The organism is Collinsella aerofaciens, assembly GCF_040910325.1.
GTDB lineage: Bacteria > Actinomycetota > Coriobacteriia > Coriobacteriales > Coriobacteriaceae > Collinsella > Collinsella aerofaciens_BL.
In genome coordinates this window covers 1-15732 of record NZ_JBDGAV010000017.1, presented here as the reverse complement: position 1 = coordinate 15732, position 15732 = coordinate 1, and the positions used below count along the sequence as shown (strand labels likewise).

The 15732-nt window shown below is 51.4% G+C and carries 14 protein-coding genes; 13 read left to right on the top strand and 1 reads right to left on the bottom strand.

From position 1 onward, the window contains the following. The 7 genes from AB5Z25_RS07725 to AB5Z25_RS07695 form a co-directional block, all read left to right on the top strand. Window positions 1-1056, top strand: a 1056-nt coding sequence (locus tag AB5Z25_RS07725) for a glycosyltransferase (protein ID WP_368135221.1), incomplete at its 5' end; no start/stop codon positions are given. Continuing rightward, window positions 1028-2335 (top strand): hypothetical protein, encoded by a 1308-nt coding sequence (locus AB5Z25_RS07720; protein WP_368135220.1) that lies wholly within the window; start codon window positions 1028-1030, stop codon window positions 2333-2335. The genes AB5Z25_RS07725 and AB5Z25_RS07720, both read left to right, overlap by 29 nt. Then, complete coding sequence (locus AB5Z25_RS07715) at window positions 2335-3765, top strand: lipopolysaccharide biosynthesis protein (RefSeq protein WP_368135219.1); 1431 nt, start codon at window positions 2335-2337, stop codon at window positions 3763-3765. The genes AB5Z25_RS07720 and AB5Z25_RS07715 overlap by 1 nt, the downstream gene beginning before the upstream one ends. 49 nt (window positions 3766-3814) lie before the next feature. After that, complete coding sequence (locus AB5Z25_RS07710; protein ID WP_195544557.1) at window positions 3815-5023, top strand: glycosyltransferase; 1209 nt, start codon at window positions 3815-3817, stop codon at window positions 5021-5023. Window positions 5024-5049: 26 nt separating this feature from the next. After that, a complete protein-coding gene (locus tag AB5Z25_RS07705; RefSeq protein WP_368135218.1) occupies window positions 5050-6087 on the top strand; it encodes an NAD-dependent epimerase/dehydratase family protein in 1038 nt (345 codons plus the stop codon). Window positions 6088-6156: 69 nt separating this feature from the next. Further along, window positions 6157-7416, top strand: coding sequence for a nucleotide sugar dehydrogenase (locus tag AB5Z25_RS07700; protein ID WP_368135217.1), 1260 nt, complete (start codon window positions 6157-6159; stop codon window positions 7414-7416). Window positions 7417-8089: 673 nt separating this feature from the next. Beyond that, window positions 8090-8818: a hypothetical protein gene (locus tag AB5Z25_RS07695; RefSeq protein WP_368135216.1), complete on the top strand. Its 729-nt coding sequence runs from the start codon at window positions 8090-8092 to the stop codon at window positions 8816-8818. 169 nt (window positions 8819-8987) lie between these two features. Here the strand turns inward: AB5Z25_RS07695 and AB5Z25_RS07690 are convergent, their stop codons facing one another. Beyond that, complete coding sequence (locus tag AB5Z25_RS07690) at window positions 8988-11033, bottom strand: hypothetical protein (RefSeq protein WP_368135215.1); 2046 nt, start codon at window positions 11031-11033, stop codon at window positions 8988-8990. Between the two features lie 257 nt (window positions 11034-11290). Here AB5Z25_RS07690 and AB5Z25_RS07685 point away from each other — a divergent pair, with 257 nt between their 5' ends. The 6 genes from AB5Z25_RS07685 (at window position 11291) to AB5Z25_RS07660 (ending at window position 15623) form a co-directional block, all read left to right on the top strand. Next, window positions 11291-12022: a hypothetical protein gene (locus tag AB5Z25_RS07685; protein ID WP_368135214.1), complete on the top strand. Its 732-nt coding sequence runs from the start codon at window positions 11291-11293 to the stop codon at window positions 12020-12022. Between the two features lie 193 nt (window positions 12023-12215). Next, a complete protein-coding gene (locus AB5Z25_RS07680; RefSeq protein ID WP_368135213.1) occupies window positions 12216-12980 on the top strand; it encodes a hypothetical protein in 765 nt (254 codons plus the stop codon). Then, window positions 12941-13330 carry a hypothetical protein gene (locus AB5Z25_RS07675; RefSeq protein WP_368135212.1) on the top strand — a complete coding sequence of 130 codons (390 nt, stop codon included), beginning with the start codon at window positions 12941-12943 and terminating at the stop codon, window positions 13328-13330. Before AB5Z25_RS07680 ends, AB5Z25_RS07675 begins: the two co-directional genes overlap by 40 nt. 189 nt (window positions 13331-13519) lie before the next feature. After that, on the top strand, window positions 13520-13795 hold the full coding sequence (locus AB5Z25_RS07670; RefSeq protein WP_055310766.1) for a type II toxin-antitoxin system RelB/DinJ family antitoxin: 276 nt from the start codon (window positions 13520-13522) through the stop codon (window positions 13793-13795). Beyond that, entirely contained in the window at window positions 13792-14091 is a 300-nt protein-coding gene (locus tag AB5Z25_RS07665) for a type II toxin-antitoxin system RelE/ParE family toxin (RefSeq protein WP_368135211.1), read from the top strand. Before AB5Z25_RS07670 ends, AB5Z25_RS07665 begins: the two co-directional genes overlap by 4 nt. Window positions 14092-14567: 476 nt before the next feature. Beyond that, entirely contained in the window at window positions 14568-15623 is a 1056-nt protein-coding gene (locus AB5Z25_RS07660; protein ID WP_368135210.1) for a hypothetical protein, read from the top strand. Window positions 15624-15732 lie beyond the last annotated feature (109 nt).

The window sequence follows — 15732 nt, the reverse complement described above, 5'->3', positions numbered from 1 at the left end:
GGGCATATTGTTTTTGTTCACCCTTCCCTGATGGGTGGCGGGGCCGAGCGCGTCTCGCTTGCGCTCGCGTCGTACTTCGTTGCTCATGGTATTAGGTTTACCTATCTCCTGACTAAAAGTAACGTTGTTGAATACGATGTTCCCGAAGGAGTCGAGGTGCGTTCTGAGTTTGCAAGCGCTACGCTCAAGCCATTCGACCAAATTAAGCTTATACGACGTTTTATTTCCGAGCGGCCCAATGCTACGGTTATTTCCTTTTTACCTCATCAAAACATGTATACGCTTATCGCGACCATCGGACTTCCAAACAGGGTTATTGTTTCAGTGCGAAACGATCCGAGATTCGATTTTCCTGGCAATAAGATCCTCGCATTCATTAGAAACATGTTGTATCGCAGGTCCGATGCAATTGTGTTCCAGACAAATAGCCAGGCAAGTTTAATGCCGAGATACCTTCAGGCGAATTCCAAAATCATTTTAAATCCAATATCTAGTGAACTTCCTGAACCGTATTCTGGGCTTAGAAGAAAAGCAATCGTCACATCGGGACGGCTTGAACTTCAAAAAAATCACTCGATGACAATCAGGTCATTTGCGCTGTTTCATAAAAAACACCCTGAATATACTCTTGAAATCTTTGGCAAGGGAAGTCTTAAATCAGAACTAGAAAGCCTTGTTCATAGCCTTGACATGGATGATTCAATCAAATTTATGGGCTTTTCTTCTGACGCTCTTATGCACATTAGAACTGCATCGGCTTTTGTAATGTCATCAAAGTTCGAGGGTCTATCTAATTCGATGCTTGAGTCCTTGTGCATGGGGGTTCCAACAATTTGCACCAAATGTGGCGGTGGTGGAGCAGAAGCAGTTATTCGGAATGGCGTGAACGGCATTTTGGTCGATATTGATGACGATCTTGCTGAGAGCGAAGCGTTCAACAGGATCGTTGAAGATCAATCATTCTCGAATCTACTGTCTAATAATGCCCTGATGTTAAGGCAGTCCCTATCTTTAGAAACTATTGGCAATGAATGGGCAAATCTTCTCTTTAAATAGAATCGCCCAAACGTCTCCAATAAGGAAAACAGAATTGCATTATCAGTTGAAACAATACAATCATAATAGAAGAATCACTGACCTGTTGTTAGCAATAGCAGTGATTTCCGGCCTCATGGTTCCCTTTCTTCGAGATTTGGGGTCATCATACTCACTTGCTACTGACTGGGAAGTTAACCGCTTTGCATTCAGTACTTCAAACGGACGCTTTGCTTCTTTATTTGATTTGATTCAACAGATCAGCTTTTCGATTCTCTTGTTGCGTGCAATTAGTAAATCACGAAAAGCTAATTGGCTCGTTATATCTTGTTCAGTTTTTGGACTAATAATTTATAGCTTAATGGCCGTAGTCAATAATGCGGGCGACTTAACCAGCGTGCTCTTTGGAAATGTTCCAACCACTGTATTTATCATTCCTCTATTCTACCTATTAACAGAGGATCCAAGAATCGAGCAGTTGATTAAAGAATGGGTCCCGCTGCTATCATTGATTTGTTTTATCGCCTCACTAGCATCAATTATTAAATTTAAATATCTTTGTGGCTTTGGATCTTATATCGGATGGTGTCCTGCGAGGGACTATTTTGCATTTGGCATCAGTTTATATTGGTCAACCGTGGTGCTTAAATCTAATGATGAACACGCCTATTTCATAACGATGGGCATAGGCATCCTGGCCTGCATCACCGCATTAATGCTGGCAACCAGAAGTTGGTTAATCCAACCAATGCTAGTCATGCTTGTTGCAACTTTTATGGCTAAAGGAATTGACAAAGTTTTTAAACGAACAGTAATTGTTATTTTTGCAACTGGAACGGCACTTTTGGCATTGTCGTTGATCTATCCTGAAGTTCTTGATTCGTTTTTAAACAGAATCGGAGAAGATACACGGTCTAACCAATATGATATTTTCTATAGCCAGGTTGAACCGGCATCGCTTATATTCGGCAACGGAATTAGCGCTGGATATAGATATGGCACGAATTCAAATTATCCTTTTTTTGATAATCAAATAATTTATTTGATGTTTCATTTTGGCGTTTTAGCCGTTGTTCCGCTTTTGTACGTCCTGTTGCGATGCCTATTTGGTTCTTCCAAAAATAGCCAGTGCAAATTTGTTGCCCTCTTTTATCTCATGGCGATTCTGGGATTATCAACTTACTACTCTTACACAATTAATGTCGGGGTCGTGCTTCTATTTTCATCCTTTGGTTTTGCCCTAAACAACATTGAACCAGAAAGATCTAATCGTATGCGCAATGCGGATGGTGAAAAATAATGGCTTCGAACAAGGCTGCAACCAGTATGTTTTGGGCAATAGGTGAGAGATTTGCCACGCAAGGTACCCTATTTGTTATTTCCCTAATTTTGGCGCGTTTGCTGTCCCCGAGTGATTACGGTACTCTTTCGCTGCTGCTTGTATTTACAAATTTGGCAGACGTGCTCGTCACAAATGGACTAGGCGAAGCGCTGATACAAAAGTCTGATATCAATCAAATTGACTACTCGACAATGTTGTCATGTTCAATTGCATTGTCGAGCATCTTATATGTATTGATATTTTTTGCGGCTCCAAGCATTGCAGACTTCTATGGAAATGCAAATATGTGTCTTTACCTAAGAGTTCTGGCATTACGTCTTCCTCTTTCGGCACTGAATGCAATTCAAAAGGCCTATATCGCAAAGAACTTTTTATTTAGATTGCAATTTTCTGCATCGTTCCTCAGCTCCTTGATCTCAGGATTAGCAGCTATCGTAGCTGCAATGTTGGGTTTTGGTATTTATGCGCTAATCATTCAGCAGATACTTACAGTTTTGATGACAACGGTACTAATGGCTTGGTTAACAAAATGGACGCCTAGACTAAAATTCGTGGTTGGTTCAGCAAGAGAGCTGTTGCCCCTTGGAATACAATTTACAAGTGCCAATCTTATTAATTCTATTTATACAGAAGGTCGTTCTTTAGTCATCGGTAAATTCTATTCCTCCGCAGACTTGGCTTTCTTTAATCGCGGCAACCAATTCCCGGCTTTAATTGTAGGCAACTTAAACACTCCAATTAGTAATGTAATGTTGCCTCTAATGGCTGAAAAGAAAGACAGCCAATACGCGCTCAAATCAGTTCTTAGAAAAGCGATGCAGCTTTCTGCCTATCTCGTTTTCCCCATGATGGGAATTTTGGCTGCGTGTGCGCATCCTCTAGTTCTTGTTCTTTTGGGTCAAAAATGGGCGGAATGCGTCCCGTATCTTCAAGTTGCGTGCTTGTTCTACTTATTTCAGCCCCTCCAATCTATGAATTGGCAGGCACTTAAAGCAGCAGGTCAAGGCGCCCTTTGTTTTAAGCTTGAGGTCATTAAGAAAGCTATTTCGTTCATCGTTTTAATTATGTCGATTCCTTTTGGTGTATTTGCGATCTCCCTTTCAAGTGCCTTTTGCGGATTTGTCTCAATGTTAATTAACATGACCCCGAATAAAAAAGTGCTCGGCTATGGCATATTTGAGCAGCTTATTGACGTTCTTAAGCCATCAATTGCCACATTGTTTTCCGTGGTGATCGCATTATTATTAATCCACATTTCAAACGGGAATCTTATTTCGTTAATCGTTGCCCCTCTCGGATCCTTAGGGTGTTACATCGTGCTATCTAAGCTGATGAATATCGAAGGATTTAATTTGCTTATGGACAAATTGTCCCTTCGTCGGAATTAACCGTTTTTTGTTAACGGCATTAATGAATCGATCAGGAATGAACTACAGAATGAATAAACAGGTTTTATATTTAGTTCAATCAATTCCGGGGGATAATGCTCCTACAAAACATGCTTTCGCAATTTCCGATTTGCTGGTTAAATGTGGCTTCAACGTCCATTTTGTTCTTGCTGGAATAATTGAGCCGTCATCCAACGCCATAAGCAGTAATTACGACTATCCCTTTGATTTTCCGTATGAGGTGAAATTCGGGCACCATCAAATAGCCAAAAAGTATTACGAGCGGATCTCTTCTTCCTTCAGCTTTAAAGCCTTCACTCGATGTTTCGATCAAATACAGCCCGACTTGGTTATTTATTACGGGATACAACATAAGCTTGCAAAACGGGTTTTAGATCATTGCCATGATTTTAACGTTCCCGTAATCGTTGATGAGACCGATTGGTTTACTCCGAAATTTACAGGAGATTTAGCTGCTTGGCTTGTGGAGAAATCTCGTTCTAAACGGGTGGCTGAAGTGGACAGATTGCTAGATGGAGTTATCGCAATCTCGCCCTTTTTTAAAAAACATTTCGATTCACTTTACTCCTCCCAAGGATATCCAAAGGTTTTTTATTTACCACCCTTAAATAGGGCCGGAGACTCACTTAGTGACCCTTGCTCTCTAGAAGGATTGAAGCGGAGAACTATAACCAAGTTTGTCTATGCAGGTTCTCCCGCTGGGGGAAAAGACTCACTTACAGAGTTTATTTCGCTTATAAGTAATGACGCTATTCCTGCAATCACTCAACCAGTACTCGATGTAATTGGAATTGATTTAAACCAGGCAGTCAGTTTAATGGGAAACATTGCCAGATCTAATAAGGTTCATTTTCACGGTCGTGTTTCCCATGACAGCGTAATCAAAATGCTGCAAGAATCTGACTTTGGAATTCTATTTAGAACTCCTGATTTATATTCTCGCGCCGGATTTTCAACAAAATTCGCTGAGTGCATGTCGAACGGTGTTCCGATGTTATGCAACGCGGTCGGAGGAGCCGATCTTATTCTCGAGAATATGATTGATGGAATTGTTATCCCAGATTTAAGCAATCAAGCTCTTCTAGACGGAATCACAAGCGCATGCAATTTGACTGACCATGAGTTGACAAGCATGAAACGAGCTGCGCTAGAAAAGGCCTTAAAACTCTTTGAATCTGACAATTATATAGATTCTTTTTCATCATTTCTCAATTCAGTACTTTCAATTCGCGACTAGTTATTTCGATCATCCAAAGGAGCGATATGTCAAATAAAATTCTCGTCACCGGAGCGGCCGGCTTCATCGGTGCCTTCCTCGTCAAGAAGCTGCTCGAGGAGACCGATGACACAATCGTCGGCCTCGACAACCTTAACAGCTATTACGACCCCGGCATCAAGGAAGCCCGCCTGCACATGCTGGCCGAGGCCGACACCGACGGCCGCTTCACCTTCGTGCGCGGCGACCTGTGCGATGCCGCCCTCATCGAGCGCCTGTTCGCGGAGAACGGCTTCGACGTCGTGGTGAACCTCGCCGCCCAGGCGGGCGTACGCTACTCAATCGAGAATCCGCGTGCCTACCTCGAGAGCAACCTCGTCGGCTTCTTCAACGTGCTCGAGGCCTGTCGCCACCACCCGGTCAAGCACCTCGTCTACGCCAGCTCCAGCTCGGTCTACGGCGGCAACAAGAAGGTGCCGTTCTCCGAGGAGGACCGCGTGGACTCGCCGGTGTCGCTCTACGCCGCCACCAAGAAGTCCAACGAGCTCATGGCCGCCGCCTACTCCAAGCTCTACTCCATCCCGGCGACCGGCCTGCGCTTCTTCACCGTGTACGGACCTATGGGCAGGCCCGACATGGCCTACTTCGGCTTCACCGAGAAGCTGCGCCGCGGCGACACCATCAAGATCTTCAACATGGGCGACTGCCGCCGCGACTTCACCTACGTCGCCGACATCGTCGAGGGCGTGAGGCGCGTAATGGACGCCGCGCCCGAGGTGAAGATGGGCGAGGACGGGCTGCCCCTCGCCGCCCACCGCGTCTACAACATCGGCAACTCGCACCCCGAGAACCTGCTCGACTTCGTCGACACGCTTCAGCGCGTGCTGGTGGAGGAGGGCGTGCTGCCTGCGGACTACGACTTCGGGGCCCATAAGCAGCTCGTGCCCATGCAGCCCGGCGACGTGCCCGTCACCTACGCCGACACCACGGCGCTCCAGCGCGACCTGGGCTACAAGCCCGCGACGCCGCTCGAGGACGGCCTGAGGGCCTTCGCCAAGTGGTATAAGCGCTACTACAACATTTAGGAAATCATGGCCCTGTAACAAGGGCCATTTTTAATGTGAATTATTGTTCTTTGACAATTGGAGAATGACATGAAGATCGCTGTCGCCGGTACCGGCTACGTCGGCCTGTCCCTCGCCGTCCTGCTCTCGCAGCACAACGAGGTGCACGCCCTGGACATCGTGCCCGAGAAGGTCGAGAAGATCAACAACTACGAGTCGCCCATCCAGGACGACGAGATCGAGCGATTCCTGGCGGAATCCAAGGCGGGGGAGCGCCAGCTCGACCTACACGCCACCGTCGACGTGGCGGAGGCCTATACGGGCGCCGACTACGCCGTCATCGCCACGCCCACCAACTACGACTCGGACAGGAACTTCTTCGATACGAGCTCCGTCGAGGCCGCCATCGCCGCCGTGCGCTCGGTGAACCCGGACGCCTGGATCGTCATCAAGTCGACCATCCCCGTCGGCTACACCGCGGGCCTTCGCGAGAGGCTGGGCGACAGCAAGATCTTCTTCAGCCCCGAGTTCCTGCGCGAGAGCAAGGCACTCTACGACAACCTGCACCCCAGCCGCATCGTGGTCGGTGCGCCCAAAGAGGACGCCGACGCCGTCGCGGCCGCCGAGCGCTTCGCACGCCTTCTCGCCCAAGGGGCGGACCCCGCCGAGCTGGAGCGCGTGAACGCCGACGGAACTATTGGCATCCCCGAGCTCGTGCTGGGCACCACCGAGGCCGAGGCCGTCAAGCTCTTCGCCAACACCTACCTGGCGCTGCGCGTCGCCTACTTCAACGAGCTCGACACCTACTGCGAGGTGCGAGGCCTCAACACCCGCGACGTCATCGACGGCGTGTGCCTGGAGCCGCGCATCGGCAGCCACTACAACAACCCCAGCTTCGGCTACGGCGGCTACTGCCTGCCCAAGGACACCAAGCAGCTGCTGGCAAATTATAAAGACGTGCCGCAGAACCTGATCGAGGCCATCGTGGACGCCAACCGCACCCGCAAGGACTTCGTCGCCGACGAGGTGCTGCAGATGGTGTGGGACCGCGTGTACGAGGGCAAGCCGAAGCCGGTCGTGGGCGTGTACCGCCTGACGATGAAGTCCAACTCCGACAACTTCCGCGCGAGCTCCATCCAGGGCGTCATGAAGCGCGTGAAGGCCAAGGGCGTGCCCGTGGTGGTCTACGAGCCCACGCTGGACGCGCCGGAGTTCTTCGGCTCCGAGGTGACCCACGATCTGGAGGCCTTCAAGGCAGAGTGCGACGTGATCGTGGCCAACCGCTGGAGCGACGAGCTCGCGGACGTGGCGGACAAGGTGTACACGAGGGATCTGTTTAAGCGGGACTAGGGGAGAGGGTTTCCAACCGCGATTTTTAGCCTTATCTACAAGTCGCATTGTTAAGAAAGAGGTCATATCGGCGTTAGCCGATATGACCTCTTTTTGTATAAGTCTGATTCCTTTTGCAGCTGGTGAGCGATGCGATGTATATAGCACGTTAAGCAACGAACACCATTTTCCCTGCTTTTAGCCTTGAGCACCAAGAACGGGACATCGCCCGTGCTGCAATCGACTGCGTCGGGCCTCTTGATCCAGCCCGACAGGCTTCCGACTTCGCGGCTCAGCCAATGCGTCAACTCCGCGTGGGTCATCCCAAACAATTTGCAAAGCTCCATGCTTGCATTGGTGACGACGAGGTTGAAGTACATAGCGGATCACGAGTGTGTAAGGAGGGGGCATCCGGATATGTCGGAGCTGGAAGAGACGGGTGAGTTGAACAAGAATACGGAGCGTTAGATTAGTCCGCACGGGTTGTTAGGCTAAGCTCGGATGTAGCCTTTGTTTATATTTGACGTCTTAACCTTCGATGTGAAAGAAGATGTCTATGCACCGTTTATCCTGCCGGTCTGTTCTCCCTATGATTCGCCTTGTCCGTGGTTTTAAAGAACAAAAGTGGGCTGAGCAGTTTTTGCGTGGCGATATATACATGAATACCCTAGGGTATTTTTGGAATGAGGGAAACATGGAGCAGCAGGACTTTCTTGAGGGGGCCTGCGCATCTTTTGACCCCCATATCATGCGGGGCTTTCCTAAAGTTTTACTCGGCGTCCTTGCAAAAGAATCGTATGCAATACCGAGAGGCGCTGGCTACTGTAATGTGTGCTGCTTTTCGTGTGTCCTCATTAAGCAAGTAGATACGAGAGTCGACTTAATTGAATTGCCCGATCCGGGCCTTGACCTTGGTTCATGGATTGTGGTTATTGACAATCCCTGTGAACTTATATCGAGGCTTAGGGCAGTCGTTCTGCAATTGGGTTATGACTTTGTAGCCGCTCCGGTTGAATATAGAGATAGCGTTCAGTTGAATCCCTCTGAAATTGTTAAATCAACAATGGATTTAAAATCTCATGGACCATTACCTGCTTATATGGTTTTTCCAAATGGAATTCCACATTTTAATGCAGGAGTGTTTGTAAAGAATGTTCGTTATGCAAACCAAGCAGAATGGCGTATCGCCGTTAATAGGAATGAACGGTCATATGAGCCTCTAATTCTTAAGCTTGGCGATTTGACTGATATCGCTCATTTGATTAGGAGAACGGAGCTTACTGATGATCTGCAACGGGTGCACGGTTGTTCAGTCCCCTATTTGACTAGAGGGTGCTTTGGAACGAAGACTTCTCAAGAACTATCTCAGGATCTCTTTAAGTTAGGTAATGAGGAGCTTTTCATTACGCTGACGATTGGTTAACACTCAATTGACCAGGATAAAAGGAGATACTACTGCTGGCCGATCTTGGTGCTTACATTCCATGCAATAGGTTTTTCGATTCCGACAGAAGTGCTCTTAGTGTTGTCACTCGAGAAAAGTCTGGGCAGATGCTCTTAATCAACCCGGTTCGGATCTGTCGTAATTGGAGCTATTCAGACTCAGCATCACAGCCTGTATCACGCCTCTTCTCGATCAGCTTTTTAGCGAGTTCGAGGACGCTCTCGTCGTAATATGGCCAGTCTACGAAGTTTTCGAGGTACCCGCGGCCAGTTGCGGCCGACAGCTCATCGTTTATCTTGAGCGTAATCGCGACGAGCAAGGTCAGCATGCGATAGTAATCGGATTGAATTCCTTCCGCATCGGGGTCGGCGATCGGTGAATGCGCATGGTCGTATCTGTTCCTGAGACCCTGCGAGTTAGGGAAAGAGGCGTCGTTGAACATGTAATCGAGATATGCAGCCTCGTCGGGTGTGAACAGCTTGCCGCAGTACGACAGCATTTCGTCTGAGACAAGGCCATCGATGAGCGCTAAATCGCCGTCTCCGCATCCCCCAAGCGCAATTGCGCCATTATCCCAAACGGCCTTCAGGCAAATTGATCGAGGGGTTGGGGAGAGAGCGCCTGTTTCTTCGCACGCACTTACCAGCTGTCGGTCAACTAATTGCTGGAGCACCTCGGCGTATACAGCATCATAATCGTCGAAGGTGACCATAGCATTCGAAATTAAATCGAAGAAGCAGCGAGCACGGTCGTTATGGCCTCTTCTGTATGTCAGCATGCACTGGTCGGAGAACAGATAGAATCCCCATCTGTTAAAGCAGGCTCCGTCGATTGCGTACTTTTTCTCAGAGAGCGCGTTGAGGGTTCCAAAAGTTTTAAAGCTTTCATAGGGGAAATAGTCTCCGTCGATTTTTCCAATCCTCGAATATATTGAATAGGACTTAACGGCGCGCTCAATCTCTGGCCCTATCGACTTGCATTTGTCGAGCCACGAAGCCCCGCTTGACGGCAGCGCCAAGCTGAATCCACTGATTGAGTATTCCTCTGCAAAATAAACGTTGTACGTCCATTCGAGTGCATCTTCGAGCCTTTTACCTCGGCTTTCGAGGAAATTCGCGTATGCTACAACTTCGACATTGGCGAGAGATTCCCGCATGTTGGAGATCGTATTCATTCGGTATTCCCCCAGCACGTGGGAACCCAGCATCGCAAGCAGGCCGCTCTCCTCGTGGGAGTGAGCAGGCGAGGCCATGAGACCGCTTCGATCTACTACGTCCAGTAGGTATCTGCAATTGTTCATGATGCTTGCATTATCGGTGTATTTGGCGAGCCACGTTTCGCTAAAGCTGTAGGTCAAGGTTAGGCCTTCGACCTTTACGCCCTTGCAAGCAATCTGTTCAGGGTCGATCTGTACCCCGGCTCCGTACTCAAGTCCAGCGTCTTGTCGGAATAGCTCATCCATGGCCTCATCGTAGGCCTGCTTTGCGCGCACTTTAACGTCCGGGGACGGTGAGAATCTGCATTTTGTTGCGCCGGAAGGCCAATTGAAAAGGGCCTCCATATAATTCGGGTTGGCGCGCTGGTCGTCAAGGTAGCCTGCCATTATCGAATCGAAGTCGACTTGGGAAAGGCATTTGGGGAGGTGAATTGCGTTCTGGCCCCTTGATTCCGTCGCGTACTCGCGGATGAGCAACTCAGCGGAATAATACGGATTGTCGATCAGTGATTTTCCTAGCTCTGTATCAAATAATTTGACGAGTTTGTCGTTCTCCAAGATAGAAGCTAAGCATTCGACATGTCGCGAGAGAAGTTCGTCAATTTCCTCGCCGGAGATCAGCGTCTCTGCGCCGCAGGCGTGCAGCAGGCTCCAGAATTGAGTGGCGTACTGAATCTCGACTTCCTCGTAAATATCGAGGATTCCCGAAGACTTGAATGCCTCACTCGTATACTTGCAGGCGTTCGCGAAGAGCGCAGCGACGGCACTTGCGGCGTCGCCGACTTCAGCTTCCTTAAACAGTTCGGGGACCGTTTCAAAAGTGAGCTTAAGCTGATGAGCCTCTATCGCGTCATTAATCGTCGCGATTTGAATGCGAGGACCCTCCTTCAGGATATGAAGACAACGGTCCATGAAAACTCCTGCAGCCCAGTCATTGCGGCCATAGGAAACAATCCTAGTGTGGTTGAAGTCTCGCAACGCTAGCCTTTCTCACGTAATGCTGACTGCATAAGAATACCGCTGGTTCGGCCTCGTCGGTGGTCAACGATGGCGCGACGCAAAGTATTGCTTCGGCAAATTATCCGCCTCGCCACCCTCTTGGCCTCGAAGATGGGGTCGCCGATTTGAAGGAGAAACTATTGCCAGGCTAATTTCACATATATAGTCTGACCATTTCTTTTTATTGACATTACGCAAAAATCGCAATGTCAAATTGTGACTAGGAGTTATATCAGATGGTTTACGAATCCTGTTATTGGAAAGATGACTTACGATCATACGCAACAGAATTACGGGACTTTTCCACTTGTACCACTCTGGAAGACGAGTACCGTGATTATCGCCTGGAAAAGGCTCTCCTGTTGTCCGTCTTTACCGTTCGCTTACTCTTGGATGCAAATAAGCTAAGCGACGGCATCGGTTCGCTTAACCTAAAGGTCGACTTATATCCTGCAAAGAAGGAAGCCCAAAAAGACATCTCGCCCTTGAACAAACGCTTTATTGATGAACGATATTTCGACTTAACTAAATCCACATCTTCATCCATTTCCTTACGACAACTCACGAACCAACTAATTCATTCCGAGGTCGTTGTTATGTTTTCATATGATGAATCAGATTGCGTGCTTGGCTTTTTTGTTGTCTCTGACAAGGACTATGAAAAGCACTTGTGCTATTGCGGCCTGAAGGAGTGGATAAGCGTAGTGGATGCTGTTGCGGCTGATGATGTTGTCTCCGCTCGGATATGGAAGGACCCGAAAACTGGGAAATGGAAAACCGTAAAGCTAGCCGCAGCTGATTTAAAAGATACGGACTCCATCCCGAGCCATTTTGATTACGGAGCGCTTGGCTCAGAGACCCTTGAGGCTATTCGCGAAGGAGAGGCGTTCTTGACAACGGGGGAGCCCAGTCGCCTTGACAACGCCGTCGATTCTATCAATGCATCTCTAGAAAATTCCGAAGCCTAAGGTATTTTGATTTGCCATCTTGACGATATCCAATTTCCTTTCACCGATTGGCAAAACGATTTACACCTAATTATTGTCACTGTTCAGGGGTATTTCCTTTGTTTGTGCCTTGATCTCGCTAAACTAATACTTGCTGCTACCAGGGCATTTTCTGGTGCACATCCTATTGGCTCCCGCGAAGATCGGAGCGGGTATGTTTGCCGCCGAGTCCCACACCAGCCGTCATCACATTGCGATCGCTGCCATGGCCTGCCTATGCGTCTTGCTGGGCGGGCCAACTTGCGCCGCGGGCGCGGAGAGCCTGTTCATCGCGGGCGCGACGTACTGCGAGCCGGGCGTGTCGGGCCCCGGTTGGGCCTGGACCGATGCCGGCCATCTGGAGCTTGACGGCTACGCGGGCGACGCCACCGCCGCCGACGGCGACCTGGTCGTGACGCTCGCCGGGCAAAACTCGGTGACGGAGTCGAATGCGCCCGATGCGGACATCACGCAGTGCGGCATGGAGGTGTGGGGCGACCTGACGCTTCGCGGCACCGGGTCCCTGGCGGCATCGGGCTCGCAGTGCGCGATCCACGTCTCGCGGGCGCTCGTGGTGGACGGCTGCGCCGTCGATGCCCGGGCGGACGGGGCCGACGTCACGGACGAGGCCGTGGCCGCCCGGGCATCGACGGCGACATGGCCGTGCGCGGCCGCGGGCGCGTCGTCGCCGCGGGAGCCGGGTCCGGAGCGGGCGTGCGCGCCTACGGCGTGTATCTGCAGGATCTGGGCATTGGTGCTGGCGCGGCTGGCTGCCGGCTTTCCGTCGCTGCCTCGTGGCTCGATGCGGCCGGTGCCGACGGCGGCGTTGCGTGCACGGGCGGGTCGCTTGTTTCCGCGCGGTTTATGGCGCCTGCTGGTGGGGCATTTGGAGCTGGTGGCGTGGTGGATGCCACCGGTGCGGTGGCACCGCATGTGGTGATTGAGCCCGATGTAGCCACGTCTCCGGCGGGGGAGACGGACAGGGGCGAGGTACCGGGCGGTGGGGCGGAAAAGTCTCCCGCCGATTCAAGCCCCGCTGCCGGAGAGCCCACCACGGGGCCCACGGCAAATCCCTCGCTGAAACCCGCGGCCGCGACAACCAAGACAACAACGACAGTAACCAAGACCACGGTCGCCAAAACGGCCAAGCCCAAGGCTGCCACCGCGACCACTGCGGTACTCCCCAAGACCGGCGACAGCAACTGGATCGCCGCGTCCTTTACGCTACTCCTGTTGGGACTGGGGCATCTAGGTGCCGCATATCGCTGTTGGGGCGTGCGGCATGCCTAGCTGCAATACAAAGGCCCTGTAGAAGCTTTAAAGGCAACGCTTTCCGAAAGGGAGCGTTGCCTTTTTACTGCATGCAATGTATGAGGTGCCGTACCACTAAAAGGCTTAGTTAATTGATTGTAATTACATAATCTACTATTGTATGTGCGTTATACTAAGGTTGCACTCACATGATTGGAGGGTCTAAAAATGGCAAGCTCAACATTAACCATTAGGGTTGACGATGACCTCAAACGCGAGGCAGCAGAAGTGGCTGATTACTATGGACTTGATTTGTCGTCCGTGACGCGCGCATTCTTCAAGCAAATGGTCAACACCCATCGCATCCCGTTGACTTTTGCCCCTGAGGAGCCCAATGCCGAAAGCCTTGAGGCCATTCGCGAGGGGGACGCGTTTCTTGCATCTGGCAAAAAAGGACGTTTTGACAATGGCGCCGATCTTATCGCTGCGGCGATGGCACAATGAGCACGTTAACCGCAGAGTTCTCTGCAGCCTTCTCCCGCGATTTAAAGAAAAAAGCAAAGCGCCGTAAATGGGATCTATCCGAGCTTCAAAAGCTAATTGACCTGGTGCTACAGAATACACCCGAGTCAATGGACATATTAAAACGACGTCATAATATGCACCGGCTAAGCGGCAACTGGGCAGGGCGAATCGAATGTCACGTAGCAAACTCTGGCGACTGGCTTGTCATATGGTCATCAAACGAAGAGGTAGCTTTCTTTGAACGCACCGGCAGCCATGATGAGCTGTTCCGATAGCTCCCTTAATATCGACACCACCAAAGCTATCCGGATTTCAAGCAAATGACATCCTATTTGTTCAACATTGTTGGAGATTCAGCTGCGCAATGATGATTGCCTCCCATCCTAGGCTGGAATATCGTCTCCAAACCAGGCCCTGGCAGCGGTTTGCTCTGCAAAAGGTTGCGCAATGTGCTCGCCGGTAGATCCTGCGTGTGGCCATACGCTACCAGACTCTTCCTTTTCATCGACAGGTTCCTTAAAGCGATGGCCCAACACTGTCGATGAGCGGAATGCGGCAAACTGCGCCCCCGCGTTCTCTATCGAGGTGCGTCGATCCTAGGTACGAGGGGTTCGCCCAGATCGAGACGACCTATTAAGGCATCTTTGTCCCTGTCGTCTCAATGAACACCTTCGACCTGACTCATGCCTTACGCGATGTTCGGACAAACTCGGTTATAGCGATTTGCCTTCTCATTAAAAGGGACTGCAAGATGTTTACCGCCATGGCCTGCCTATGCGTTTTGCTGGGCGGGCCTTCTTATGCCGCGGGCGCGGAGAGCCTCATCATCGCGGGCGCGACGTACTGCGAGCCGGGCGCGTCGGGCCCCGGCTGGGCCTGGACCGATGCCGACCACCTGGAGCTTGACGGCTACGCGGGTGGGGCCATCGGCGCCGAGGGCGACCTGGTGCTGACGCTTGCCGGGCAGAACTCCGTGACGGAGTCGCATGCGCCCGATGCGGACATCACGCTGTGCGGCATGGAGGTGTGGGGCAACCTGGCGCTTCGCGGCACCGGGACCCTGACGGCCACGGGCTCGCAGTGCGGGATCCACGCCTCGCAGGCGCTCGCGGTGGACGGCTGCACCGTCGATGCCCGGGCGGACGGGGCCGATATTACTGACGAGGCGGTCGCCGGCGTGATCGCAGGCGACATGGCCGTGCGCGGCGGCGGACGCGTCGTTGCGGCGGGCGCCGGGTCCGGAGCGGGCGTGCGCGCCTACGGAGTGTATCTGCAGGATGCGGGCCTTGGCGCTGGCGCGGCCGGCTGCCGGCTTTCCGTCGACGCCTCGTGGCTCGATGCGACCGGTGCCGACGGCGGTGTTGCGTGCACGGGCGGGTCGCTTGTGTCCGCGCGGCTTGTGATGCCTGCCGGTGGGGCTTTTGGTGCTAGCGGCGTGGTGGATGCCTCCGATGCTGTGGCACCGCATGTGGTGGTTGAGCCCGATGCGGCCACACCTCCGGTGGGGGAGACCGATGGAGACGACGTGCCCGGCGATAGCGCGGACAAGTCTCCCACCGATGCTAACCCCGCTGCCGGAGAGCCCACCACGGGGCCCAAGGCAAATCCCGCGCCGAAGCCCGCGGCCGCGACAACCAAGACAACAACGACAGTAGCCAAGACCACGGTGTCCACGTCCTCCAGGCCCAAGGCCGCCACCGCGACCACTGCGACGCTCCCCAAGACCGGCGACAACTGCTGGACCCCCGCTTCCGTGATGCGTTTCCTGCTTGGTGCAGTGCTTCTAGCTGCCGCATGTCGCTATTGAGATAGCTGCCTTTTGGAAGAAAGGGACATCCATGTTAGCGCCGGGCGATTTTAGCCGCTAATAGTCAAACTATTTTGACCAATCCCGGTCACCGAATAATGGCCACCGT

Bases quoted from the DNA above. Each gene is read 5' to 3' on its own strand.
- AB5Z25_RS07720 (WP_368135220.1), top strand. From the start codon at position 1,028: ATGAATGGGCAAATCTTCTCTTTAAATAGAATCGCCCAAACGTCTCCA.
- AB5Z25_RS07715 (WP_368135219.1), top strand. From the start codon at position 2,335: ATGGCTTCGAACAAGGCTGCAACCAGTATGTTTTGGGCAATAGGTGAG.
- AB5Z25_RS07710 (WP_195544557.1), top strand. From the start codon at position 3,815: ATGAATAAACAGGTTTTATATTTAGTTCAATCAATTCCGGGGGATAAT.
- AB5Z25_RS07705 (WP_368135218.1), top strand. From the start codon at position 5,050: ATGTCAAATAAAATTCTCGTCACCGGAGCGGCCGGCTTCATCGGTGCC.
- AB5Z25_RS07700 (WP_368135217.1), top strand. From the start codon at position 6,157: ATGAAGATCGCTGTCGCCGGTACCGGCTACGTCGGCCTGTCCCTCGCC.
- AB5Z25_RS07695 (WP_368135216.1), top strand. From the start codon at position 8,090: ATGGAGCAGCAGGACTTTCTTGAGGGGGCCTGCGCATCTTTTGACCCC.
- AB5Z25_RS07685 (WP_368135214.1), top strand. From the start codon at position 11,291: ATGGTTTACGAATCCTGTTATTGGAAAGATGACTTACGATCATACGCA.
- AB5Z25_RS07680 (WP_368135213.1), top strand. From the start codon at position 12,216: ATGTTTGCCGCCGAGTCCCACACCAGCCGTCATCACATTGCGATCGCT.
- AB5Z25_RS07670 (WP_055310766.1), top strand. From the start codon at position 13,520: ATGGCAAGCTCAACATTAACCATTAGGGTTGACGATGACCTCAAACGC.
- AB5Z25_RS07665 (WP_368135211.1), top strand. From the start codon at position 13,792: ATGAGCACGTTAACCGCAGAGTTCTCTGCAGCCTTCTCCCGCGATTTA.
- AB5Z25_RS07660 (WP_368135210.1), top strand. From the start codon at position 14,568: ATGTTTACCGCCATGGCCTGCCTATGCGTTTTGCTGGGCGGGCCTTCT.